Origin of the sequence: Pseudomonas sp. MPB23, assembly GCF_046605395.1 — a bacterium.
GTDB lineage: Bacteria > Pseudomonadota > Gammaproteobacteria > Pseudomonadales > Pseudomonadaceae > Aquipseudomonas.
In genome coordinates, this window is record NZ_CP176771.1 from 6,742,632 (window position 1) to 6,766,502 (window position 23,871).

A 23,871-nucleotide genomic window follows, 5' to 3' on the forward strand; every position below is an offset into this window, starting at 1 on the left:
CTAAACAGGGAGCCAACCATGTTCAACCCCTTTAACAAAATTAACTTCAGCCTCACCATCGAAGACTTCACCGGCGACCTGCAAGTCCTCTCGTTCACAGGCACCGAAGGCATCAGCCAACCCTATCGCTTCGACCTCGAACTGGTCAGCGAAAAACCTGACATCGACCTGGAAAAACTCCTGCATAAGCAGGCGTTCCTGTCCTTCGATCCACGAGGCCACGGCATACACGGCCAGGTCTACCGTGTCGCCCAAGGCGACGCCGGCAAACGCCTGAGTCGCTATCGCGTTATTGCGCGCCGAGAATAGGCTGCGAACCATGCCTGCTGGTTTTTACGAGCAATTTCTCGATGGCAATTGGGTTGATCCAACACAGCTTGGACAACTGCCCAACGGCCCCGGCGGCAAACCCAATCCGGCTGACTTCACTTATACAAACACCAAACAACACCGACTTTGGCAGGTGTGGATTGGCACACCGATAGACAATCCAATCCTTGAACTCGAAATCAAGTATCCGCCTGGGGTGCTTCAGAGAGGGGATGGGCGCGGTTATATATGTCGGCTGAAACTCGAATGGTCCACCCATGAGGCCGACCGGGCTAACAATGCCTTTAGCGGTGAATTAACAGAAGAAGATGGCATCGTGCTTAGCCAAAAAGCAACGCAGCCATTAAAGCTAAACATCCCAAACAATCAAACTAACGAGCCCAACGATGTTTAATATCAGCAAACCACTTGTTCTGCCGCCAGAACTTCATTGGAAGTATACAAATGAACCGGAACTATTGGCGTGGGCAATCCGCGCGCGCAACTACAACACTTTTGTAGCCAACGCAATGTTTTGGTTTTGCTTCATCACAATAACAACCGGATCCATCTTCCTATATCGAAGCACGGAAGAAGATCCAGTCTTCAACGTAATATCAACCCTATTATTTCTCATTACCGTCACTACCGCTTTAATATCAATAACCCACCAACGAATGAACTTTGCCTATCGCTTTACTCGTTCTGGAATAGAGTGCTGCGAATGGAAAGATTTCACGCAATTAGCAATTGCAACCAATAGAGAAGTAGTGGACTTGAAGTTTTGTCACTTTGATCAACGTCTTGGACGAATAGTGAAATGGAACCTCAATATCTTCTGCAAGCGCAAACAAAAAGAAGCGGTAGCAAATTTCATCAAGCCCTATCTATCTCCAGACGTACCGTTCATCAAAGCCAAGGTAAATGTCCCCATGAGCACTGACTAACGGCTATAACAAGGGGCATCAAAAGCAAATACTCGACTTACTGCCCCCTACCAAGCCCCACCTGACGACAAACCATCACCGCCGCGCACACAAAAAAAGCTCATTTCATTTCAATTCAAAATAAAACGAACATCCGCCACACCCTAAAAAACATTCCCGGATTTCTCCTATTTACCTTTCCAGCTGAACCTCACGCTCACCCTCTTTCACTATAAATCACTCATTTACCAACATTTTCCTACAGCATTCCGGCACGTGACTACTTTAAGCACACAGGACAATTTTTATAATCTGCGTTCTTCTGATCGGCGTCTGTATGCGGGCCTTTCTACAGTGAAGTCATCACGATAATGGAGCTGCATCCGATGTCGGCCTTCGTCCACAGGAAACATGAAACAGGCATTTCACTCATCGAAGGCCCGGATATTGAACGCACACTCAACAGCACTGCCGCCCTGAACATTGACATTCTGTTACTGGGAGAAACCGGCACGGGCAAGGATACGTTGGCTCAACGGGTTCATCATTTATCGGGCCGGCGGGGTAACTTTGTGGCCGTCAATTGTGCGGCCATCCCTGAAAGCCTCGCCGAAAGTCAATTGTTCGGCGTGAACAGCGGTGCCTATACCGGCGCGATGCAATCCCGTGCCGGTTTTGTCGAGGCCGCCCACTTGGGCACCTTGTACCTCGATGAGATCGACAGCATGCCCTTGAGCTTGCAAGCCAAGCTGCTGCGCGTATTGGAGTCGCGCGGCGTGGAGCGCCTGGGTTCGACGCGGTTCATCCCGGTGGACATGCGCGTCATCGCGTCTGCCCAGCACTCGCTGCATACGATGGTCGAGCACGGCACCTTCAGGCGCGACCTGTACTTTCGCCTCAATGTGGTCAACATCCAGCTCCCGGCCCTGCGGGAGCGGCGCGAGCGCATCATTCCGCTGTTTCTGGACATGATCCAGCAGGAAGCCAACCACTTCAAATGCACCGCCCCGCTCCCCTCCAGTGGGCTGCTGCAACAGCTGCTGTGCCATCCGTGGCTGGGCAATGTGCGTGAACTGCGGTCAACGGCCAAACGCTTCGTCCTGGGCCTGCCACCGCTATCGACGCCCGGGAGCAGCCAACAGGACACCCCGCTGTGCCTCAAGGAACGGCTGCAGCAGATTGAAAAAGCCCTGATTGAAGAAGCACTGCACCGCCATCAGCACTGTGTCGACACCGTGGCCATGGATCTGGGCGTTGCAAAGCGCACGCTGTACCACAGGATGAAACAACTGGGCATATCACTGGCACAAGACCGTTCGCCATCAAACATATAGAAACATTTGCTCTCGGAAACATCTGGAACGCTTTATCGGCCTGCACCACACAGTCATAGCCTGGTTAAAGCGAGAAAACAGGGCTGAACATCAGCACAACTTAACCCACGGCAAATGAACCAACTCTTAAATTGAAATTGGAGTCTTATCATGTCTATTCAGGGTCTGTCTTCGGGTAACAACTCATATGGCGCAAATTCCTGGTCCAGCAGCGGATTGGGAAGTGGAAGTTCAGGTAGTTCAAGCAGTCAGGCCAAACAAGCCGAAGCGGTCGCCGAAGAAGGTTTCCAGCAAACACTGGCCGCTCGCCGAATCACCAACAAGTATGCGGCCGCCAAAGAGATCCGATAACAACGTTTACCTCCCCGGCTCAGCGGCCGGGGAGCCTGCTTCAGTCACTTCCATCGCAGGCCTTGTATGCAGATAAAAGAATATGGCGCGCGCCCCCAACCTGACGGTCTGGAAGGCGCCTACAACACGCGAGAGTTTTCAGGCCCCAATACCGATGTCACGTTCTTCAGGTCGATGCTGGAGCACTCGACACCGCCCCCCACCGCCACAGCGAACACGGGCGCATCGACGCTGCTGAGCGACGTCTCCAAGCAGCTCAAGGCTTCGGAAAGCCGCCTTGCGCGTGCACTGAAGTCTTCAAGCAAAGGCATCGAGATGGATCAATTCAAAGAATACCCACGGGAATTGTCCAATGCGGTGCTCACGTCGCAATTGCTCGTCAAGAGCCTTGGCAAAGCAACCCAATGCATCGACAAACTCAGTAACCTGCAATAGTGAAGATGACTAACTTTCTGCCTGCCGCTTTCCTACTGGCCGTTACGTTGATGTTGAGCGGCTGCAGTGACCGCGTGGAACTTCATCGCCAACTCTCCGAGCAGGAAGCCAACGAAGTCGTCGCCGAATTGGCGGATAAACATATACGCGCGCAGAAAATACCGGCCAAGGACGGTGTAGTCGTGGCGGTCAACGCGCAGGACATCGGGCGTGCCGTGCGCACGCTGGAGGCCGCCGGCCTGCCCCGCGTGGCCAGGACGACACTGGGCGATACGTTTCGCAAGGAAGGGGTCATTTCCACACCGCTGGAAGAGCGTGCGCGCTATATCTACGCCTTGTCCCAGGAGCTTGAGGCCACACTGTCCAACATTGATGGCGTGATCGTTGCCCGCGTGCATGTGGTGCTGCCGGAGCGCATCGCACCGGGCGAGCCGGTCCAGCCTGCCTCCGCGTCGGTCTTCATCAAGCATGATCCGCGCCTGGACCCCGACAATATTCGCGCACGCGTTCGCCGAATGGTGGCGAGCAGCATCCCGGGCATGACCACGGCCGTCGACAACCCGCAGAAACTCACGGTGATATTCGTGCCGGCCGCCACGTATCAGGAACAACAACGCCTGGTGTATTTCGGCCCGTTCCTGGTGCCCAGCGACGACCTCGGGTACTGGCGAAGCAGCATAATCGTCACCCTGCTCGGCCTGGTGTCAGCCGTGGTCGCCGCCCTGTTCCTGCACAATCGGCGTCAGCGTCTTGCGCAAAGGTCGCCTGGCGCGGGCGAATTGACCGGCACTGCCCATGACGTCTAGGTCCGATCATCCCATGAGCGAACACCTGGCCTGGGCGCAATGGTGGGCGTTCCCCTGGAAGTACGCCCACGGCGACTGGAAAGGCGACAAACACCCCGCGATCGACGCGTTTCATCACAGTGGATGCTCGGCGCCGGCCAGCCTCACGGGCATTGCGCCGTGCCTGCCGCCCGCTCCCCATCCAACCGTGCTACGCCTGGCCCTGGCCTCGACGGAACAACTCAACCTGGCGTTGACATTGGTTCACGACACCTTCAACCCGCAAGCCGCCACGCCCTTGAGCGACAGCCATCACCTGTGGTGCATGCGTCTTTCCAAAGCGCTGCCGCCGGCCATGCTGGCGCCCGATGCCGACCCGTTGCAATTGCTCCACAGCTGGGTGGACCCCACGACCTGGCAGCGCCTTCGATTGCGCTTTCCCCGCGAGCGCGTGCACCAGGTTGAGCAGCAAAACCTCTCGCTGGAAAACGGCAGCAGCCGACTGAACACCCTATGGCAAGCCGTCGTGTGGCGCGTGACCACATTGGCAAGCGACCCCTTGCCACCGGACTCGAACGAGTAAGGACACCCGCGATGTTATGCCGACACACGATCGAATTGCCCCAGAACCTGTCTGGCGTGCGCACCAGCCTGATCCCCCGCGAAGAGCTCGCCAACTGGCAGCAGGCCAACCAACTCCTGAGCCGCGCCAAGGCCCAGGCCGAAGAGCAAGTGAGGCAGGCAGAGCAACAATGCGAAGCACTGCGCGAACAGGCCTCGCTGGAAATCTGGCAACGCGCGGATGCCCAGCTCAAACGCTGGGAGCGCGAGCGCCAGGCGATGCACGACAGCCTGGAACACTACGCGACCGCCATCACCCACCAAGCGATCCGCTCGCTGCTGGACGAAACCGTCGCGCCCCAGCGACTGGCTGCCCTGCTCAAGCAATTGCTCGCGAGCCAGGTTCAGGAGATCGACGCGACGTTGCTCTGCCACCCCCAAGACCTGGAGGAGATCAAACGCTGTCTGGCCAAGCACAAGGCGACGTTCTGGAAGCTCCACGCCGACGAAACGATCCCGCTCCAGACACTGGTATTGAACACCGACGAAGGCGATTTCCGCATCAGTTGGCGCTCGATGCTCGACACGTTCTTCAACCAAGGCAAGGACTACTGGATAGACATCTGACTAAACGCTCCGCGCGAAAAATCACCCCTCGTTTCATCCCAGCACATCCACAGAACATGAGAGGAACACCCCATGGACTTTTACAAGGATCTGTCGCGTCAACTGCTGAACAACAGCACCACCGCCCACAAACGTTTTACCTCCAGTTCGGGAGAGGCGATGGAAAACAGTGAAGACGCCGATTACTTCTTCAACCTGGCCGTCAAGAGTTCAACCACCCAGATGGCGTATCTGGAACATAACCGCGTCAACCATCTGTTGCTCAAAAGTGCCTTCGAGAGCTTTCAATAACGTGCGCGGGGTCATCAACGACTGGTTGAACAGCCGCCAAGCGCAACTGAGCGTGTTCGAAGGCAACGACGAAATCCTCCTCAAGCATCAGGGCGACACCCTGTTACTGGGGGCGCAACTGACGTCGACGCGCTCGGATAACCCGGCACTGCAACGCTGGATGCGCCTGGGGGCCGCCAGCCTGAATCATTTCCACGGCGCACTGGCCCAGAAAGCCGACAGCGGCGCGCTGTGGCTGATTCAAAACGTGCGGGGCGGACAGGGCGAAGCCTATGTGCTCGGTTGCCTCGAAACCCTGCTCAACCAACGCGACACCTGGCGCGCCACTTTCGCGCGGCTGGCACCCCAGACCGAGCACCTCAAACCCACCTCGCTACGTTCACTGTCGTACTAACCAGAGCACTGCCCATGAATAACAAGATCCACAAGCGCAGCCGCTTGCGCCTCGATTCGCCTGGCCCTTCATCCCAACGCCCGCATTGGCGCAACATGCTGCTGTTTTCCTGCCTACTGATGCCCGTGGGAAACACCTTGGCCGCCATCCCGGCCGAATGGAAAAACACCGCCTACGCCTATGAGGCTGAACACAAGCCCCTGCGCGAAGTGCTCGAAGACTTCGCCCAGACCTTTGGCACACAGCTGCATGTCGAGGGCCTGCTGGAAGGCAACGTCAATGGCAAGATACGCGCCAATACCCCGCAGTCATTGCTCGACAGATTAGGGGTAGAGCATCGTTTCCAGTGGTACCTGTACAACAACACCCTCTACATCAGCACCCTGGACCAGCAAGAGTCGGCGCGCCTGGAGGTGTCTTCCGAGACCATTGCCGACCTCAAGCAGGCCCTGACCGATATCGGCCTGCTCGACAGCCGTTTCGGCTGGGGTGAGCTGCCCGAAGATGGCGTGGTACTCGTCTCGGGCCCGCGACGTTACATCGAGCAGATCAAGCAGTTCAGCAGCCAACGCCGTTCGCCGGATGAAAAACAGAGCGTGCTGAGCTTCCCACTGAAGTTCGCCAACGCCGCCGACCGCCAGGTCGATTATCGCGGCGAGAAACTCGCGGTGCCGGGAGTCGCCAGTATTCTGCGCGGCTTGCTGGAGCCCCGTGCCGCCTCGGCCCTGTCGGGGCTCAGCCAGCGGCCCGCCTCACAGCCGGCGCCGCTCACGCCGAACGTGCCACGCTTGAACAACCCGTTGCTGGGGCAGATGCTCGGCTCGGCCCCCCACGGCGGGCCACTGGACATGGGCCCCGCGCTGACCCCACGCGCGCCGGCGCCCACCAGCCGCATTCGCGTCGAAGCCGATGTGCGCAATAACTCGGTGCTGATCTACGACCTGCCGGAACGCCAGGCCATGTACCGCGAGTTGATCGCCCAACTCGATGTGGCGCGCAAGCTGGTGGAGATCGACGCGATCATTCTCGATATCGAGCGCACACAATTGCGCGAGTTCGGGGTGAACTGGGGGTTTCAGAACAGCCGCTTCCGTGGCGGCGCCAATGTCGCGCCGGGCACGTCGTCGCAGTTGTCGATCGAACACCGCGAACGGTTCTACGCCGACATACGCGCACTGGAAGCCAAGGGGCTGGCGACCATGGTCTCCAACCCGTCGGTGCTCACCCTGGAAAACCAGCCGGCGGTGATCGACTTCAACCGCACCCAGTTCCTGACCCCCGGCCACGAGAACGCGACCATCTTGCCGGTCACCGTGGGCACCAGTTTCCAGGTCGTGCCCCGAGTCATCACCAGCCGTGGCAGCCACCAGATTCACTTGGTGGTGGACATTGAAGACGGCAACTTCGACGAAACCGACCCCACCCCCGGCAACCTGGATGTGCGCCGAGGCAAGGTCAGCACCCAAGCGGTGATGGCGGAAAAACGCTCGCTGGTGGTGGGTGGCTTCCACGTCACCGAAAGCAGCGACAAGCACAGCAAGGTGCCGCTGCTCGGCGATATTCCGCTGCTGGGTAAAGCGCTGTTTTCCTCCACCGAGCGCCAGAACAACCGGCGTGAACGCCTGTTCATCCTCACCCCGCGCGTCATCGGTGACCAGGCCGACCCGTCGCGCTACTTGCCCCAGGCCGACCAGGTTGAATTGCAAGCCGCCCTGGCACCCTTGGCACGCCGCTACGCCCCTCACCAGCCGGTGATCAAACGCAGCGACATCACCAGCACCCTGGCGCACCTGGTCAGCGGCGAAGTGCCCAAGGCCTTCAAGGCCGCGCCGATGCCGTTGGGGCTGGAGACCTTGTGCAGCACCCGCGACCTGCTCGCGCTGAACACCGAACGCAGCCAATGGTATGCCGGCCCGGAGTACAACGTGGCGGTAGTGGTCTTGCGCAACCAGTTCAAGCGCAACGTACGTATCGACGAAAAAGAATGCAGCAACTCGCAGACCCTGGCCGTCAGCGTGTGGCCGCGCGCCTGGCTCAAGCCGGGTGAAGAAGCCGAAGTGTTTATCGCCATGCGCCCGGTGGTGAAGGATGAACACCTCAGCGTACCCCGCCCCTCCTTGATCACTCCCGCTCTGAAGGCCACACCATGAAACAGCGCTTATTGTGCGTCACCCTGATCGGCGCGGCGTTGCTCGTCGCCGGCTGCACCCCCACTTGCAAAGGCGACTCCTGCTCACGCCCGCAATCGAGCGCAAACACCCTGGTGATCTGGTGGCCACCGCAGATGCGCGCCGAGCCGGGCCCCGCCGGGGAACGGGCGGACTACCAGACGGTATCGCTGGAACGATGAGCCTGGAGGCAATGCCCGACGATCAACGCCAGGTGTTTCTGGACAGCCTGGTGAGCGGCACCGCCGCTCACCTGCCCCTCGCGCCCGGTATCAAGGTGTGCGCTCAGCAGGCCGGCCAGCAACCGGGGTTGGCCTTGCACGTCGCCCGCGAAGCACTGCAAACCGGGCAATTGCAACGGGTACTGGAGCGGCGCTTCGAGCAGGCCGTGGCGTTCGATGGCTGCTTTGCCTACCTCGACGCCCAGGGCGCACTGGTGATCTGGCACGCGCTGCCGGCCGCCCATGGAGCACTCGACAGAACCCTCAGCCGCCTGCTGTCCCTGGCCGACCTCACCGCCCTGGATGCCCGCACCAGCCGCTGATCAGCGGCGCTCGAGTTCCGGCAATTCCAGGTTTCGCGCTTGGCCTCATCGTCGAGCTCGCGCAAAGTACGGTAGATCAGCGCCACGGCCTGCAGGGTTTCACGCGGGATGCTGGCGCCCAGGTTTTTCGTATACAGCGTGCGGGCCAGCCACACGCACTGGATCACCGGCACCGCTGCCGCCTTCGCCCGCCGGATCAATAGGCGGGCCTCGGCGTCAGTGCCTTTGCCCACCAGCAGCGGCAATGGCGTCTGGCCAGGGCGGTAATACAGGGCCACTGCAAAGTGCGTCGGGTTGACCACCAGCATGTCGGCCTCTTCCAACTTCGGCAGCTTGACCTTGGGTTCTTCCTGGGCCAATTGCTGGGCCAGCGCACGCCGCTGGCCCTTCACATGGGGGTCGCCCTCCATGTCCTTGTACTCTTTGACGACCTCGACCTGGGTCATGCGCATGCGCTTGGCGAAGAAGTGTTTCTGCAAGGTGAAGTCGATCAGCGCCAGCACCAGCAACAGCCCAAGACACGCATGCAGCAGATACCGGAACAGTTCGATCAGTGCCAGCACATAGCTCTGCAAATCGCTGGTCGCCAGGTTGATCAACGTGCCCAGGTTGGGGCGGATCACCACGTACAGGATCAGCCCAATCAGTAAAGCTTTGGCGAGGCTCATCAGTAGGTTCATCAGCGACTGAGCAGAAAACATCTGCTTGAGCTGGCTGACCGGGTTGAGGCGATTGAAATCGAGCTTCAGGGCTTCCGGCGCGAACAGCAGGCCGAACTGCATCCAACTGCTGATCAGCTTCATGGCCACCGCCACCCCGACCATCAACAGGGAGAACGAGAAAAACACCACCAGGCCGTCGATCAGCACCTCTTCCAGCGCCCGTGCAAAGGGCTGGTCCAAGCGTGACATCGGCAACACCAGCATTTGCTGGAAGCGTTGCAGGCTGCTCTGCGCGGTGAACAGGGCGATCTCACTGATTGCCGTCAGCACCAGTAACTTGCCCACATCCTGGCTCTGGGCGACCTGGCCTTTCTTGCGCTGGTCACGCAGTTTCTTGGCCGACGCCGGGTGCTTTTTTTCCCCCGAATCACTCATGGCAGCGCCGCCTTGAACAGCAGCCCGAGGGAATGTCTAAGGTCGCCCAATTGGCCCATGCGCCCGACGATCAGGTCCTGCAACAACGCGAAGTACAGCAACAGAATGCCGATACCCGCCAGGCTCTTGACCGGCGGCGCCAGTGTGCTCACCTGCAGTTGCTGACTGTAGACCCCCAGCAGCGCGATGCCGAATTCCAGCAACAGCAGCACCCCGATAAAGGGCGCGGCGTACAGCATCATGTGCATGAAGGTATCGCCCAGCAGGCCGATAAAGACGCTGAACCCGTTGGTGGCCGGCAGCGGAAACCAGACGGTGGGCGGCCAGATCAGGTAACTGTCCCAGATCACTTGGGTCAACGCGCCCAAGCCGAGGCTGGCCATCAGCAGAAAGATCGCCAACTGCTTGAACAGGTGCCCGATCGGCGTCGCATCCGGCCCCAGCGAAGGGTTGAGCTGGCCACCGGCCAAGGCGCCGCGCTGGTTGTCCAGCAACGCGCCCACCGACTCGAACATCCAGAACGGCATCGACAACAGCACGCCCAGCAGCAACCCCAGCGCCAACTCCTTGAGCGCCAGGGCAGCGAGCATCAGCGCTGAGTAGTCGTGGCCCGCCAACGCCGCATGGATACCCGGCGCCGGCAGCAGCGCCATGACCATCACAATGGTGTGCCGAGGCATGCCGCGGATGTGTTGGAAACAGAACGCCGCCACCAGTATGGCGCAGGGGTAGATACGCGCCATGCCGAGCATCAGGCTGGGCAGGTAGTCGAGATAAAGCAGCACAGGCGAGGCCTCAGTTCAGGGCCGAGCGGCCGATCATGTCGAATGTCAGGTTGATCAGTTGAATCAACTCCACACCAATCCAGCGCCCCGTCAGGATCAGCGTGATCCCCACCGCCACCAGCTTGATGCCAAAGGGCAGCGTCTGGTCCTGGACCTGCATCAGCGCCTGCACCAGGGACGTCAGCACCCCCACCACCACCGCCACGATCAACGGCGGCGCCGACAGCACCACCACCAGCAACATGCCCTGCTTGAACAGCACGATCGGTTCCATACGCCCCTCAGAGATAGGAAAGGAACAGGCTGTCGAGCAGCCGTGACCAGCCGGACACCAGTACGAACAACAGCAACTTGAGCGGCAGGGAAATGGTCATCGGCGAGACCATTTGCATGCCCAGCGCCAACAGCAGGTTGGAGACAATCAGGTCGATGACGATAAAGGGGATGTAGATCAGAAACCCGATCTCGAACCCCGCCTGCAATTGCGAGAGCACGAACGCCGGGATCAGCAGGATCAGGTCTTCGCGCTGCACCTCCTGCGCCATTTCCGCCGGCCACAGGCGCGCGGTGTTTTCCAGCAGGTGCGTCAGCACATCCGGGTCGACGTTGCGCAGCATGAACGCCCGCAACGGTTGGATGGCCTCATTGCCCGTCTGCAGAAACGTCTGCACGTTGCTCATGTCCAGGGGCGAAGCCTTGACGCTCGCGGCGATCTCGTACCCCACCGGCGCCATGATGAACAGCGTCGCCGCCAGGGCGATGCCGTTGATGGCCATGCTCGGCGGCACCTGCTGCACACCGAGGGCGTTGCGGGTAATCATCAGCACAATGACGATCTTCAAAAACGAAGTGCAGATGATCAACAGCATGGGCATCAGCGACAGCGCGCCGAGGAATACCGCGAGAATGAGGGGGTCGATACCCTGCAGCGTCATCGGCCGAACATCACGCGGGACAATTGCAAACCCAGGCGCCCGTCGACTTCCACCAACTGGCCCTGCCCGATCGGTCGCTCGCCGTAATACAGACCGGCCATGCCCGGCGCATAGCCGGCAACCCCCAGCACCGCACCGGGCGCCAGGTTGCGCAGTTCGCCCAACGTCAGGTTCAGCGTGCCGCAGCGCACGCTCAGCGTCATGCTCAACTCATCGAACGGCTCGTGGCCGAATACATCCATTACCGGTTCATCCTCCTCATAACCCGAGTAGGAAGGGGTTGCAAAATCTTCGTCCACAGACGTGTCCTCGATAGAAGTTAGGGTCATGCACAACGGTCCGGTGTCATCCTCGATACCCCCGCGCAGCCGCTGTTTGCCAACCTGGAGATAGCCATGGCCCTGGGCGTTGAAAAAACTGTGCTCAAGCACCAGCACATCGCCGGCCCGCAGGCTGCGCGCCTGCGCCATCGGCAACTGCAAACGCCCCAGGGTCACGGCAATAGCCAGTTGAAACGGCGCCGGCATCGGCGCGGCGGTGGCGCGCCACGCACCGGCATCGCACAACGCCAGGAAGCTCTCGGGGCTCAGCCACACATAGCCACTGGCGCGGGACGCGCCCAGGGTCACGCTGACCCGGCAGCCAAAGCCTTTGGGGCGTTCGGTCTTGAGTAGTCGCACATAGCCCAGCAGCGTTTTCACCTCGGCGCTCAGGTGATACTGGAACAAGCCCCAGAACCACGACTCAGGGTCGTTGCCGGCCTGGGCCAATGTCACCGGGCATTCGCCCAGCAGACTGAGCAAGGGCCCCGCCTCGGCGAACGCCAGCACGCCGCACACGGTGTCGAAGCACAACGCCTCGGCGCCAGCAGGGGCACGTCCCGGTTCGAGGTGCAGTTCCCCGCCCTGCCCGGCCACCTGAAACGCCAGGCACAGCCCACGGCCGAGCCGACGGCGTGCGGCCACCGTGTCGCCCTTGATCAACGGCAATGTCAGCAGCGGCATGATCATGCGCAGCCGACAGTGGGCAGCAACAGACTGACGGGCTGCCCCAGCGCGCCGGCCAATCGGTCCTCGCACGGTTGCCGCACGCCACTGAGCCAACGCGCCGTCGCGTCGTGCTCGGCGTCCAGTTCGATCGCCCACGCGCCCTGCTCACGGCGCACGCTGGCGTTGATCCGGCCCAGGCGCGGCAGGTACAGCACCGCCTGCAGCGGCCACTGCGCAGTGGCCTGGATGCGCGGCGCCAGTTGCTCGGCAAGCGCCTCGATCATGGCCGCACCGCTGGCCGCCCTGGCGCCCGACAAGGAACCACGCGTCCCCGTGTCTTCGCCGCTATCGGTAAACAACCGGGCGAACAATCGCCCTTGCTCCCAGACCACGACGCCAGCCGTGGAGGGCTCACGGTCCTCCCGCGACTCACGTGGGCGTGGTGGCTCAGTGGGGGTATTCGAAACCTGGGTCATGTCGGCTCCTGAGCCAATAGAAGAGATAACTCGTGAAGTTTTTCCACTTGCCGCAGGCACTCGGTGACCTGCCGTTGAGCACTGCCGATGCGGCGTTCCTTTTCTTCGCGCTGGCCTTGCAAGGCTTGCAGCCGGCCCTTGTCGCGCTGGGTACTGGCCGACAAGGAGCGCTCCTGTGCGCTCCAGGATTTCAGGGCCTGCAGGCTCAACACCTGGCCCTGGTGGCGGCTGAGCAATTGCGCACTTTGTTGGGCTTCTTCCTGCTGCGTCTGCTCAAGCGCGTCCTGGGCCTGCTGGATATGCGCGAGCAGGGTCTGCTGGGCGCGCTGGGCTTCACGCAGGGCGCGTTCGGCGCGGTCGGCCCGATGCCTGCGCAGGCGTCGCAACGTCTCAACCTCGTTGAGCCGACCATCAGAAAGGGACATGGGTCGTCAGCTCCTTGAGTTGCTCCAGGGTCGTTTCCAGGGGCGTCGGCTCCCGCAGGTCCTGGCGCAGAAAACCATCGACCGCCTGGCGGCTGTCCACGGCCAGGTCGGTGAGGGCATCGCTGCCGGGTTGGTATTCGCCCAGCTTGAGCATCAGTTCGATCTGCTGGTATGCCGACAACAAACGCCGCAACGCCGTGCCAGCCTGGATGTCTTCCGGCACGGCGACGTTACTCAGAATCCGCGACAGGCTGGCCAGCACATCCACGGCCGGATAGTGCCCGCGCTCGGCCAATTTGCGCGACAGCACGATATGGCCGTCGAGCAGCGAGCGCACCTCATCGGCCACCGGATCGTTCATCGAGTCCTGTTCGATCAGCACCGTGTAGATCGCCGTGATCACGCCCTCGCGGGTCAACCCGGCGCGTTCCACCAGGCGCGGCAGCAGGCTGTACACCGACGGCGGCAGGCCACCGCGCCCCAGGGGTTCGCCGGCGGCCAGGCCGATTTCGCGCTGGGCCCTGGCGAAACGCGTCAGCGAGTCGATCAGCAGCAGCACCCGCTGGCCCTTGCGCCGAAAACCTTCGGCCAGTGCCGTGGCCGTGAACGCGGCGCGTGCGCGTTCCATGCTGGAGCGGTCGGACGTGGCGCACACCAGCACCGCCTTGGCGCGCAGTTGCTCATCCAGCTCATGGTCGAGAAACTCACGCAGCTCCCGCCCCCGTTCGCCGATCAGGCCGAACACGATGACATCGCACTCCACGTTACGGGCGATCTCGGCCAACAAGGTGGTCTTGCCGCAGCCGGCGCCGGCGAACAGCCCCACACGCTGGCCTTCGCCAAGGGTGAGCAGGCCGTCGATCGAACGCACGCCGGTGGCCAGCGCACGGTTGATCCGCGGTCGTTCGGTGGGCAACGGCGCCTCGCACAACACCGCGCTGGTCTCCGGCAAGTCCGCCTCGACAAACGCACTGGGCCCCTGCCCCGCAATCGGTCGCCCGAAGCCGTCGAGCACCTGGCCCAACAGCGCCTCGCTGACCTGCACCCGATGCGACACCCCAAGGCGTTCCACCCCGGCACCGACGCGCACACCCTCCAGGTTGCCCAGGGCACTGAGCACCGCATCCTGCTGATCGAAGCCGATGATCTCGGCGAGCATGAAGTCGCCCGGATTGCGCTCCACCTGGCACAAGTCACCGATACGTGCCTGGGGCAGCCGGCACTGCAGCAGCATGCCGTTGACCCGCTGGATGCGACCGCGCATGGTCACCGGCGCAAAGCGGTTGAGCGACTGCGTCTGTTGCTGCTGCCAGGCGTCGAGACGCGCGTGCAAGGGCGCGCTCACCAGCGCACCTCATAGCGCTGCACGCCATCGAACACCACTTTGTTGTTGTCGATCTGCACCAGTCGCAGCCCTTCGATTTCGTCGCCCACGAACAGTCGGCTGCCTTCATCCAAGACCACATGACCGTTCGGCCCGCCGACGATCTGCACAATCCGAAAGGGCAGCGCCCCGTCACGCACGCGCACACGGCTGATCACCGGCACCGCGCTGTCGAACTGCTCGCCGAAACGGCTGAGCATGCGCGCCACCAGCTCCACATCCTCCTGGGACACGTCCCCGTTGAGCGCGACCTGGCCATTGATCACCTGCAAGCTGACCCGTGGGCTCAACTCACGCTCGCCGAGCATCTTGAGCAACTGCTGGCGCACCTCGAACGGTGAGGCCAGTTCCTGCTTGCGCACCACGGGCGGCATCAAGGACGCCTGCGCCTCGTGCTCCCCGGTCGGGGCCATGCCTACCACCGCGACGATCACCGCCACCACCAACGCCAGACTGATCAAACGCTTTTGCTGCGTGTGGGAGATGGCTGATAACTTCAGCGCCCGCGACGCTTCGGTCGCCGCCGGCAGCGCAGGCGCGGAGGACACCGTGACCTGGGGCCATGGCTGATCAGCCAGGGTGACGCACAGGCGCACACCCCCGACGGAGAACGGCACGCTCAACGCCAGGTTCGCGATCTGTGCAAGCACCTGCCCCTCGGCGCCGCGCAGCAGTCCCGCCTCGGCCTGCACCGACCAGTCGGCGCCGCGCAAGCGCAGCCGCGCATGGTGCTCGGCGATCCCTGGATCGTTCAGCACCAAGTCGGCGTCGGGGTGAGCACCGATGCTCCACTGCTCCCCGAACAACGGCAACGCCGCACCCTGGCGCAATCCGTCCAGCACCCGTAGCTCAAACATCACCCGTCCCTCCACGTCGGCCATGGCCCGATACTCATGCCACCGCACCACGCATCAGCTCGTCCTGGCCCACGTCGATGCGCCCCAAGACCTTGACCTTCGACGTGCTGCCCAGCTCGGCGAACGACAGCACCGGCACATGGTTGAACTCCTCCAGCAGCAGGGTGCGCAAGGGGCTGCGCAGGTCTTGCGCCACCAACAGCACGCTTTTGTACTTGGCCCGTAACGCAAAGGCTTGATTGAGCAGGTTGATCAACGCAGCGCTGTGCTCGTCGTCCAGGGCGAAGAACACACCGGTCTGGGTCTGGCGCAGGGCCTCGCGCAAAATGTTTTCGGTGTGCGGCGACAGCAGCCAGGCGTGCAGGCCGTCGGCCTCGCTGTACTGATGGTAGATCTGCGCCTTGAGGGCGATGCGCGCGTAATCGGCCAGCGCTTCGGGCTCACGCTCATGCTGGCCGTACTCGATCAGTGACTCGACGATCAACCGCACCGCACGCAGCGGCACGCCTTCACTGGCCAGGCGTTGCAACACCGCCGAGAAACGCGACAGCGGCATGATGCGCTGCAGTTCCTGCACCAGTTCCGGCTGGTTGTGCTCCAGCCAACTGAGGATCGACTTGCTCTCCTGAATCCCCAGGAACTGCGGCCCGCTGAGCATCATCGCCTGCTTCATGCGTTCCAGGATCAGGCTCGTCGCACTGAAGCGCTCCAGTTGCAGGTCATCGAGCAAGGGATCATCCGGCGCCAGCCAGATCCAATCCTGTTCGTCGCGTTCCGCCAGGCCCGGTATCCCGTCCGCAGGTTCCACGCTCAGCGCCTGGCGCTCGACGGCCAGGCGGTTGACCACCGACGCCTTGACCATCGGCACTTCATGCACACAAAAGCGCATTTCATCGGAGGCCAGCGTGTCATCGAGTTCGACTTCGAACGGCGGCAAGGTCAAGCCGATATTGGCCACCAGCGCATTGCGCGCCTGGCGAATACCGTGGATCAGGTCCGTCACCTCAGGCGTGCCGCGCAGCGCCGGGGGGAACTGCAACAGGTAGGGCCGCGACGGATCGAAGCCGCGCAAGTCCTCGCTGCCGTTTTCCTCGGGGCGCACCGCCTCGGTGGTTTGCGCGGCCGGCTGCGCCTGGCGTTGACGCTGGCGCAGCAGGTAATAACCCACGGAGCCGGTGATCAGCGAGATCAAGACAAACACCCCGGTCGGCATGCCAGGGACAATCGCGAAAGCGAGCATCCCCACCGAGGCAATCACCCAGCTCTTGGGCTCGCTGGTCATTTGCCGGGCAATTTCGGCGCCCATGTTACTGATGCCCCGGCGCCCGTCCGGCGCCACGCGGGTGATGATCATGCCGGCCGTCAGGGAAATCAGCAGCGCTGGAATCTGCGCGATCAGGCCATCGCCGATGGTCAGCACCGAATACAACGCCATCGAATCGGAAGCACTCAGGCCGTGCTGGAACATACCGGTGGAAAAACCGCCCAGCAGGTTGACCACGACGATGATCAGGCCGGCGATGGCGTCGCCCTTGACGAACTTCATGGCCCCGTCCATGGCGCCGAACAATTGGCTTTCACGGGACAGCTGGTCGCGTTTGTCCCGCGCTTGGGTCCCGTCGATCAGGCCGGCACGCAGATCGCTGTCGATGGACATCTGCTTGCCCGGCATCGCATCCAGGCTGAACCGCGCCGCCACCTCGGCAACCCGCTCCGAACCCTTGGTAATCACCAGGAAGTTGACCAGGGTCAGGATCAGGAAGATCACCATCCCCACCGCCAGGTTGCCGCCCACCACGAAATTGCCGAAGGCCTCGACGATGTCGCCGGCGTCCTGCTCCAGCAGGATCAGGCGCGTGGTCGCAATCGACAGCGCCAGGCGAAACATGGTGGTCAACAACAGAATCGACGGAAACGACGAGAACGCCAAAGGCCCCGGCAAGTACAGCGCCAGCACGATCAACAGGCACGAAATACAGATATTCAGCGCGATCAGGATATCCACCAGCCAGGTGGGCAGCGGCACGATAAAGATAAACACGATGGCCATGACCACCACAGCGCCGAGCACTTCGGCGCGCTGTGCCACTTTGAGCAATACACCATTGATGGCCGACAGCGCGGTCACGGAGCGCTCCTCGGCTCACCGGCAAAACGGCTGGGGCCGCGCTGGATGCGGTCAAGCTCATCCATCACCACCCGGAAGGCGCGCAGGGTTTCGTCACGGACTCGGCTGTCGGGCCACAAGGCCAGGGGCAACTGCTGGATCAGCGGGTACAGCGCGTTGAGGGCCACCAGTTGGCGGACGATATCGCCGCCACCCAGGTCGTCCCCCAGCCGCAGGATTTCAGCGGCTGCGATCCCGCTGCCGGCGTAGCCCAGCAGGCGCTGCAGCAGGGTCACGCCGTCATGCTCGACGCCCAGGCGCAGGATCAACGCATGGCAGCCGGCCAACACCGCGCTCAACTGCCCGCAGCCTTGCAAGCCCAGCAGCAAGGTGCGCAACAGGGGCGTGGGCATGGACGACACCATGGCCGCGATATCGTCCGCCAAGGCTTTGCGCATGACCTTGAGCCCCTCGGAAAAACGCTCGCCGCCGTAGATCCCCAGCAGCGCCTGCATCATCGTTGCCAGGGATTGGCGCGTCACCACGCTGGCGTAGTACAGCGCACGCAGCGCCTGGCGTTCCTGTGGGTCGACACCGGCGATCTGCAACGCCACGGCGATGTTCAGGCCCGCCTGGATTTCGCCTTTGAAACGTGTCTCCAGCCGCGCAATGGCATCGCGCGCCAGCGCCGCCTCGGACGGACGCACTTCAGCGTCCGCCTGGGCCGCCACGTACTTGAGCACCACGAACGCACGCGCCGGGTCGCCGCCGACAAGGTCGAGCACTTTGTCGACACTGGGGTGCTGCAGCAGTTGCAGACGGATTCGACGCGAGATTGCGGCCAGGGTCGCCTGGGCCGGATGGCCTAACTGATCGTAGAGTTGCGCCAACTGCTCGGTTGGCGGCACGCGCACCCCCATGTTGCGCTGGCTCAGGGTTCGATTGTTGGCCTCCACTTCCTGGTTGAACAGGTGCGCGAGCTCGTCAGCGCCCTTCGCGGACACAGGCGCAGGAGGATGGCCAACGATCGGTAGATCCAGGCGCGGGATCGTTTGCACATCGGGAGTGGATTCGACTTTCATGGACAGGCCCGTACAGGAATAGTGTTTCCCTGTGTGGCAGGACATGCCCCAACGGTTCCATCGAAAACCGCCATATCGGCAAATTTGAAAAAACTTGCACAAGCCACGGTTTTTCCGTGCAAACAGTTGCGCAAAAACGCTTCAATTCAAGATATTTATTTATATTAATCAATAAGTTATTTGGTTTTTTCCGCTTGGCACAGGCAGTGCTAAAGGGCTGCAGTCGACACGTTTCGACTGCGTCTACCCAAAGGAAAAAATCATGAATATCCCTATTGAAGCTTTAGCTCACCTCGTTGGCAGCTCGCCTCAATTCATGCTCCACCTGACAGACGACCAGCAAAAAAAGCTCCGCCGCTTCATTCACAAGCGCGTGCTCAACCCGGAAGATGCGGATGACATTTTGCAATTGACCTACCTGGAAGCCTGGCGTAGCCGCGAGCGTTTCAGCGGCACCGCCACGCTCAGCACCTGGATGTGCGGCATCGCGCAAAACCTGATCCGCAATCACTTCCGGCGCATGTACGCCAAACCGGTGCATTGCGAATTCGATGAATCGCTGTGGCATGGCCAGGAAGAACAGCACAACCTGGACTGGGAGTTCGAGGTCAACCGCCGCCTGGAAAACACCTTGAGCGCGATTGACCACCTGCCCACGGAAATGCGCAAAACCCTGTATGCCTCACTGGAAACCGACGGCAGCTACCAGGACACGGCCGACGTGCTGGACATTCCAATCGGCACCGTTCGCTCACGCCTGTCGCGCGCGCGCGAACAACTCAAACGCGCCACCCACACCTCGCGTTACCCGTAACAAAGACTTCGTGTTGGGCGGCAGGGATATCTGCCCAACGCGATCAGGCTTTTCGGGTACGCGGCAGGAAAATCGCCAGCAGCCCGAACAACGGCAAGAACGAACACAGCGTGTACACGTACTCGATGCCATGAACATCCGCCAGGTGCCCCAGCAGCGCCGCGCCGATCCCGCCAAAGCCGAACATCAACCCGAAGAACACCCCGGCGATCATCCCCACATTGCCCGGCACCAACTCCTGCGCGTACACCACAATCGCCGAAAATGCCGAGGCCAGTACGAAGCCGATGATCACGCTGAGCACACTGGTCCAGAACAGGTCCACGTGGGGCATCAACAAGGTGAAGGGCGCAGCGCCGAGGATCGAAAACCAGATCACCGCCTTACGGCCGATCCTGTCGCCGATCGGCCCGCCAAAAAACGTCCCCGCCGCCACCGCGCCGAGGAACAAAAACAGGTGCAACTGGGAACTGGCCACCGACAGGTCGAACTTCTCGATCAGGTAGAACGTGAAGTAACTGGTGATGCTCGCCATGTAGAAATACTTGGAAAACACCAACAACCCCAACACCACCAACGCACTCATCACACGTTGTTTCGACAAGCCATGGGTCGCCGCCTGCCCGGCCTTGAGCTTGAACAGGCTGAGGTGGTTGCGGTACCAACGGCTGATGGCATACAGCACCGCCAATGCGAACACCGCAAACAATCCGAACCACGCCACATTGCCCTGGCCGAACGGAATAATGATCGCCGCCGCCAGCAACGGCCCGAACGCAGAACCGGCATTGCCGCCGACCTGGAATGTCGACTGCGCCAGGCCATAGCGCCCACCGGACGCCAGCCGCGCCACGCGGGACGCTTCCGGGTGAAAGGTCGAGGAGCCGATGCCGATCAGCCCTGCCGCCAGCAAGATCAGCGGGAAACTGCCGACCTGAGACATCATCAAAATCCCCGCCAGGGTGCAGATCATTCCGCACGGCAACAGGAATGGCTGGGGATGGCGATCGGTGTAATACCCCACCCACGGCTGCAACAGCGACGCGGTGAGCTGGAAAGTCAGGGTAATCAGCCCGACCTGGGTGAACGTCAGGCCATAGCTGGCCTTGAGCATCGGGTAGATCGACGGCAGCACCGCCTGGATCAAGTCATTGATCAAATGCGCCAGCGCCACCGCGCCGATGACGCGCATGACCAGCGGGCTGGTTTGCCCGGCAGAGGGGGAGTTACCAAGAGACATAAGGCGGTTTCCGTACAGCGGGAGAATGCACAGGGGCAGGTGCGACAATGTGCCACCTTGGGGTAGGAAAAGGCTATCCCGTTAGGGAGCTAACGACATGCTTTGTAAAAGGCCAGCAGGGTGAATCGCTTTAAATTGCAGGACGTTTCCTAGACAATCCCCGGCGCCTTGTGCCTGTCGGAATGGGTGGCTAGTCTTCGGTCCGTCGCTGAGATTCAGTGATCGGGTTTAGTCGCCCGGACTCTTAATCAGGCGCATGTTCCTCCATGAAGTTTTATGGTGGCTGTGCGCAGGGCACCTTCGGGTGCGCCGGATTTTCCTGATTAGCCGGTCGACTAACCTGCGTACAGCCGCCACCTATCGTTTAGTCGCGACAAGGTCGGCTTCTGACTTAATCAGGAGTTACACCATGACCAAAGCACTTCCCGATCCACCCGCAGACTGCCTGACCGTCAACGAACACCTCAGCTTCGAAGACGCCCAACTCTACATCGCCCAACTGATCCACAGCGCCGCCGCCACCGCCCTCGACTGCGGCGACCACCTGCAACCCCACGACCGCGCCAAGATCCACGCCGTGTGGCACCTGCTGGAAATGGCCAAGACCGTGATCGACCGCTCGATCGACTGCATGCACCCGCGCCCGTCCTAACCGCCGGCAACCCCCTGTGGTGAGGCACTTCACCCCCCACGTGAATCGCCCACCACTCGTCGCCCAATCCGGCCGTCCGGGTTAAACAGTTGAAAGCGTAGATAAAAATTCAAAATAAACGCTTGACGCATTCCCGTTCTACGCGAATAATGCGCGCCACTTGGCTACATAGCTCAGTTGGTTAGAGCATAGCATTCATAATGCTGGGGTCCGGGGTTCAAGTCCCTGTGTAGCCACCAAGTACTAAAAACGGCTTACCGAAAGGTAGGCCGTTTTTTTATGCCCGCAGAAAAGCCCCGCCATCAACCCCTCTAGATCAGCCTTCGGCGCGGTTAAACAGGCGTTTTACATCTCAAGGTTTATGCCGCTACAGCCGATACCCTTCGACAGTCCTCGCAAAAGACCTAGTGAACTCAATACGCCATGAATAAAACCCTTCGTTTCAGTCACAAAATTCTTTTGGCCGTGTCACTGATAGTGATGCTCGCCTTCACCCTCTTCACGCTCTACAACGACTATCTACAACGCAATGCCACGCGTACCAGCCTGGAAAACTATTTGACTGAAATGGGTGATTCGACCTCCACCAATATCCGCAACCTGCTGGAGGGGCGAATCAATTTGGTGAAAAACCTGGCGCAGAACATTGCCAGGGTGCCGGCCAATGCCGACACGCTGATGGATGAGAACGTCCTGACCTCAAATTTCCTCACCGTCTACCTGGGCAAAGTCGACGGCGGTTTCAGTGTTCATCCGAACGCCAAGATGCCCGATGGCTATGACCCGCGTGCCCGCCCCTGGTACAAGGACGGTATGAACGCCAACGGCGTGATACTGACTGAGCCGTATATTGATATGACCACCGGCAAGATGGTCATCAGCATCATCAGCAAGGTGTCCAGCACCATCGGTGCCGTCGGCGGCGACCTGGAACTGGATGGCCTGGTGGAACTCATCAACTCGCTGAATTTTGGCGGCATGGGGTATGCCTTCCTGGTCAACGATCAAGGCAAGATCCTGGTCCATCCGGATAAAGACCTGGTCATGAAGTCGCTTTCGGATTTGTTTCCGACAAACACACCGAAACTTTCCGGCGAGCTGACCGAGGTCCAGACCAATGGGCAAGCCCGCTTGCTGACCTTCACACCGATCAAAGGCCTGCCTTCCGCCAACTGGTACATCGGTCTCTCCGTCGATAAAGACAAGGCTTACGCGATGCTGAGCAAATTCCGCTATTCGGCGGTGATTGCCACCATCGTTGCGGTAACGATCATCATCATCCTGCTGAGTTTGTTGATCCGGATGCTGCTGCAACCGCTGCACATCATGACCCGCGCCATGGAGGACATCGCCAATGGCGAAGGTGACCTCACCAAACGCCTGGACATCCATACCCACGACGAGTTCGGTACCCTGGGCAATGCGTTCAATCGGTTCGTGGAACGCATTCATACGTCGATCCGCGAAGTGTCCTCGGCCACCGAGCAGGTCAACGAGGTCGCCCTGCGGGTGGTCAGCGCGTCCAACTCGTCGATGGTCAATTCCGACGAGCAAGCCAATCGCACCAACAGTGTCGCCGCTGCCATCAACGAACTGGGGGCTGCCGCCCAGGAAATCGCCCGCAATGCAGCACAGGCCTCGCACGAGGCCAGCGACGCGCGAAGTCTGGCCGAGCAGGGTCAGCAAGTGGTCGAGCGCAACATCGGGGCCATGAATCAGCTGTCGGAAATGCTCAGCGCATCCAGTACGAATATCGAATCGCTGAACAACAAAACCGTGAATATCGGGCAGATCCTCGAAGTGATCACGAGCATCTCCCAGCAAACCAACCTGCTGGCGCTCAACGCCGCTATCGAAGCGGCCCGCGCCGGGGAAGCCGGGCGTGGCTTTGCGGTGGTCGCCGACGAAGTGCGCAACCTGGCCCACCGCACCCAGGAATCGGCACAACAGGTGCAGAAGATGATTGATGAGCTGCAAGTCGGCGCCCGTGAGTCGGTCAGCACCATGAGCGAAAGTCAGCGCCACAGCCTCGACAGCGTGGAAATCGCCAACCTGGTCGGCGAACGCTTGAACAGCGTGACCCAGCGCATCGGCGAGATCGACGGCATGAACCAGTCGGTCGCCACCGCCACCGAGGAACAGACCTCAGTGGTGGAGGCGATCAACATGGACATCACCGAGATCAACACGCTCAATCAGGAAGGCGTGGAAAACCTGCAATCGACCCTGCGCGCCTGCGCCGACCTGGAACAGCAGGCGGCACGGCTGAAGCATCTGGTGGGTAGTTTCCGTATTTAACCTAT

Annotated in this window: 27 protein-coding genes, 1 tRNA gene and 3 pseudogenes; 19 read left to right on the forward strand and 12 right to left on the reverse strand. The window is 60.9% G+C overall.

Annotation, left to right across the window (positions count from 1 at the left end; all coding sequences use genetic code 11):
* Window positions 1-18 precede the first annotated feature (18 nt).
* The 14 genes and pseudogenes from ACLH0J_RS30825 to ACLH0J_RS30890 form a co-directional block, all read left to right on the forward strand.
* A pseudogene (locus ACLH0J_RS30825) lies at window positions 19-291 on the forward strand (contractile injection system protein, VgrG/Pvc8 family); the annotation flags it as partial.
* A 28-nt stretch (window positions 292-319) separates the two neighbouring features.
* On the forward strand, window positions 320-724 hold the full coding sequence (locus ACLH0J_RS30830) for a hypothetical protein (protein WP_411390307.1): 405 nt from the start codon (window positions 320-322) through the stop codon (window positions 722-724).
* Entirely contained in the window at window positions 717-1,256 is a 540-nt protein-coding gene (locus ACLH0J_RS30835; RefSeq protein WP_411390308.1) for a hypothetical protein, read from the forward strand. Before ACLH0J_RS30830 ends, ACLH0J_RS30835 begins: the two co-directional genes overlap by 8 nt.
* Before the next feature lie 365 nt (window positions 1,257-1,621).
* A complete protein-coding gene (locus ACLH0J_RS30840) occupies window positions 1,622-2,569 on the forward strand; it encodes a sigma 54-interacting transcriptional regulator (RefSeq protein ID WP_411390309.1) in 948 nt (315 codons plus the stop codon).
* Window positions 2,570-2,719: 150 nt separating this feature from the next.
* The gene (locus ACLH0J_RS30845; protein ID WP_411390310.1) at window positions 2,720-2,920 is read left to right on the forward strand and encodes a hypothetical protein; all 201 of its coding nucleotides are present in this window, start codon (window positions 2,720-2,722) and stop codon (window positions 2,918-2,920) included.
* Between the two features lie 66 nt (window positions 2,921-2,986).
* Window positions 2,987-3,355, forward strand: a complete 369-nt coding sequence (locus tag ACLH0J_RS30850) for an EscI/YscI/HrpB family type III secretion system inner rod protein (protein ID WP_411390311.1) — start codon at window positions 2,987-2,989, stop codon at window positions 3,353-3,355.
* A 5-nt stretch (window positions 3,356-3,360) separates the two neighbouring features.
* Window positions 3,361-4,161 (forward strand): type III secretion system inner membrane ring lipoprotein SctJ, encoded by an 801-nt coding sequence (gene sctJ, locus ACLH0J_RS30855; RefSeq protein WP_411390312.1) that lies wholly within the window; start codon window positions 3,361-3,363, stop codon window positions 4,159-4,161.
* Between the two features lie 13 nt (window positions 4,162-4,174).
* A complete protein-coding gene (locus tag ACLH0J_RS30860) occupies window positions 4,175-4,723 on the forward strand; it encodes a type III secretion protein (protein WP_411390313.1) in 549 nt (182 codons plus the stop codon).
* Between the two features lie 11 nt (window positions 4,724-4,734).
* The gene (sctL, locus tag ACLH0J_RS30865; protein WP_411390314.1) at window positions 4,735-5,328 is read left to right on the forward strand and encodes a type III secretion system stator protein SctL; all 594 of its coding nucleotides are present in this window, start codon (window positions 4,735-4,737) and stop codon (window positions 5,326-5,328) included.
* Window positions 5,329-5,400: 72 nt separating this feature from the next.
* The gene (locus ACLH0J_RS30870) at window positions 5,401-5,619 is read left to right on the forward strand and encodes a hypothetical protein (protein WP_010566806.1); all 219 of its coding nucleotides are present in this window, start codon (window positions 5,401-5,403) and stop codon (window positions 5,617-5,619) included.
* A 1-nt stretch (window position 5,620) separates the two neighbouring features.
* Complete coding sequence (locus tag ACLH0J_RS30875) at window positions 5,621-6,013, forward strand: type III secretion protein (RefSeq protein WP_411390315.1); 393 nt, start codon at window positions 5,621-5,623, stop codon at window positions 6,011-6,013.
* A gap of 14 nt (window positions 6,014-6,027) precedes the next feature.
* Window positions 6,028-8,163, forward strand: coding sequence for a type III secretion system outer membrane ring subunit SctC (sctC, locus tag ACLH0J_RS30880; protein WP_411390316.1), 2,136 nt, complete (start codon window positions 6,028-6,030; stop codon window positions 8,161-8,163).
* The gene (hrpT, locus tag ACLH0J_RS30885) at window positions 8,160-8,363 is read left to right on the forward strand and encodes an HrpT family type III secretion system protein (RefSeq protein WP_411390317.1); all 204 of its coding nucleotides are present in this window, start codon (window positions 8,160-8,162) and stop codon (window positions 8,361-8,363) included. Before sctC ends, hrpT begins: the two co-directional genes overlap by 4 nt.
* A gap of 11 nt (window positions 8,364-8,374) precedes the next feature.
* Window positions 8,375-8,725, forward strand: coding sequence for a transcriptional regulator (locus ACLH0J_RS30890; RefSeq protein ID WP_411390318.1), 351 nt, complete (start codon window positions 8,375-8,377; stop codon window positions 8,723-8,725).
* Here the strand turns inward: ACLH0J_RS30890 and sctU are convergent.
* The 11 genes and pseudogenes from sctU to sctW form a co-directional block, all read right to left on the reverse strand.
* Window positions 8,726-9,822, reverse strand: a pseudogene (gene sctU, locus ACLH0J_RS30895) (type III secretion system export apparatus subunit SctU).
* Window positions 9,819-10,607, reverse strand: coding sequence for a type III secretion system export apparatus subunit SctT (sctT, locus tag ACLH0J_RS30900; protein ID WP_411390319.1), 789 nt, complete (start codon window positions 10,605-10,607; stop codon window positions 9,819-9,821). The pseudogene sctU and the gene sctT overlap by 4 nt, the downstream one beginning before the upstream one ends.
* 10 nt (window positions 10,608-10,617) lie before the next feature.
* Window positions 10,618-10,881: a type III secretion system export apparatus subunit SctS gene (sctS, locus tag ACLH0J_RS30905; protein WP_010566799.1), complete on the reverse strand. Its 264-nt coding sequence runs from the start codon at window positions 10,879-10,881 to the stop codon at window positions 10,618-10,620.
* A gap of 7 nt (window positions 10,882-10,888) precedes the next feature.
* Window positions 10,889-11,542, reverse strand: coding sequence for a type III secretion system export apparatus subunit SctR (gene sctR / locus ACLH0J_RS30910; RefSeq protein ID WP_411390320.1), 654 nt, complete (start codon window positions 11,540-11,542; stop codon window positions 10,889-10,891).
* Complete coding sequence (locus ACLH0J_RS30915; RefSeq protein ID WP_411390321.1) at window positions 11,539-12,552, reverse strand: FliM/FliN family flagellar motor switch protein; 1,014 nt, start codon at window positions 12,550-12,552, stop codon at window positions 11,539-11,541. Before ACLH0J_RS30915 ends, sctR begins: the two co-directional genes overlap by 4 nt.
* Window positions 12,549-13,007 carry a type III secretion system HrpP C-terminal domain-containing protein gene (locus ACLH0J_RS30920; protein WP_411390322.1) on the reverse strand — a complete coding sequence of 153 codons (459 nt, stop codon included), beginning with the start codon at window positions 13,005-13,007 and terminating at the stop codon, window positions 12,549-12,551. Before ACLH0J_RS30920 ends, ACLH0J_RS30915 begins: the two co-directional genes overlap by 4 nt.
* Complete coding sequence (gene sctO, locus ACLH0J_RS30925) at window positions 13,004-13,432, reverse strand: type III secretion system stalk subunit SctO (protein WP_411390323.1); 429 nt, start codon at window positions 13,430-13,432, stop codon at window positions 13,004-13,006. The genes ACLH0J_RS30920 and sctO overlap by 4 nt, the downstream gene beginning before the upstream one ends.
* Window positions 13,419-14,777: a FliI/YscN family ATPase gene (locus ACLH0J_RS30930; RefSeq protein WP_411390324.1), complete on the reverse strand. Its 1,359-nt coding sequence runs from the start codon at window positions 14,775-14,777 to the stop codon at window positions 13,419-13,421. Before ACLH0J_RS30930 ends, sctO begins: the two co-directional genes overlap by 14 nt.
* The gene (locus ACLH0J_RS30935) at window positions 14,774-15,673 is read right to left on the reverse strand and encodes an FHA domain-containing protein (protein WP_411392915.1); all 900 of its coding nucleotides are present in this window, start codon (window positions 15,671-15,673) and stop codon (window positions 14,774-14,776) included. Before ACLH0J_RS30935 ends, ACLH0J_RS30930 begins: the two co-directional genes overlap by 4 nt.
* Before the next feature lie 34 nt (window positions 15,674-15,707).
* On the reverse strand, window positions 15,708-17,801 hold the full coding sequence (gene sctV / locus ACLH0J_RS30940; RefSeq protein WP_411390325.1) for a type III secretion system export apparatus subunit SctV: 2,094 nt from the start codon (window positions 17,799-17,801) through the stop codon (window positions 15,708-15,710).
* Entirely contained in the window at window positions 17,798-18,862 is a 1,065-nt protein-coding gene (gene sctW / locus ACLH0J_RS30945; protein WP_411390326.1) for a type III secretion system gatekeeper subunit SctW, read from the reverse strand. Before sctW ends, sctV begins: the two co-directional genes overlap by 4 nt.
* A gap of 262 nt (window positions 18,863-19,124) precedes the next feature.
* On the opposite strand from sctW, the gene ACLH0J_RS30950 reads away from it, so the two are divergent.
* Window positions 19,125-19,676 carry an RNA polymerase sigma factor gene (locus ACLH0J_RS30950; RefSeq protein WP_411390327.1) on the forward strand — a complete coding sequence of 184 codons (552 nt, stop codon included), beginning with the start codon at window positions 19,125-19,127 and terminating at the stop codon, window positions 19,674-19,676.
* A gap of 43 nt (window positions 19,677-19,719) precedes the next feature.
* Here ACLH0J_RS30950 and ACLH0J_RS30955 read toward each other — a convergent pair whose 3' ends face one another.
* Window positions 19,720-20,916 (reverse strand): MFS transporter, encoded by a 1,197-nt coding sequence (locus tag ACLH0J_RS30955; protein WP_411390328.1) that lies wholly within the window; start codon window positions 20,914-20,916, stop codon window positions 19,720-19,722.
* 409 nt (window positions 20,917-21,325) lie between these two features.
* On the opposite strand from ACLH0J_RS30955, the gene ACLH0J_RS30960 reads away from it, so the two are divergent.
* The 4 genes and pseudogenes from ACLH0J_RS30960 to ACLH0J_RS30975 all read left to right on the forward strand — a co-directional run bounded on the left by ACLH0J_RS30960 (window position 21,326) and on the right by ACLH0J_RS30975 (window position 23,866).
* A complete protein-coding gene (locus tag ACLH0J_RS30960) occupies window positions 21,326-21,568 on the forward strand; it encodes a DUF6124 family protein (RefSeq protein ID WP_411390329.1) in 243 nt (80 codons plus the stop codon).
* 162 nt (window positions 21,569-21,730) lie between these two features.
* Window positions 21,731-21,807, forward strand: a tRNA-Met gene (locus ACLH0J_RS30965).
* Window positions 21,808-22,048: 241 nt separating this feature from the next.
* Window positions 22,049-23,008: pseudogene (locus ACLH0J_RS30970) on the forward strand (cache domain-containing protein); the annotation flags it as partial.
* Window positions 23,009-23,101: 93 nt separating this feature from the next.
* On the forward strand, window positions 23,102-23,866 hold the full coding sequence (locus tag ACLH0J_RS30975; protein ID WP_411392916.1) for a methyl-accepting chemotaxis protein: 765 nt from the start codon (window positions 23,102-23,104) through the stop codon (window positions 23,864-23,866).
* Window positions 23,867-23,871 lie beyond the last annotated feature (5 nt).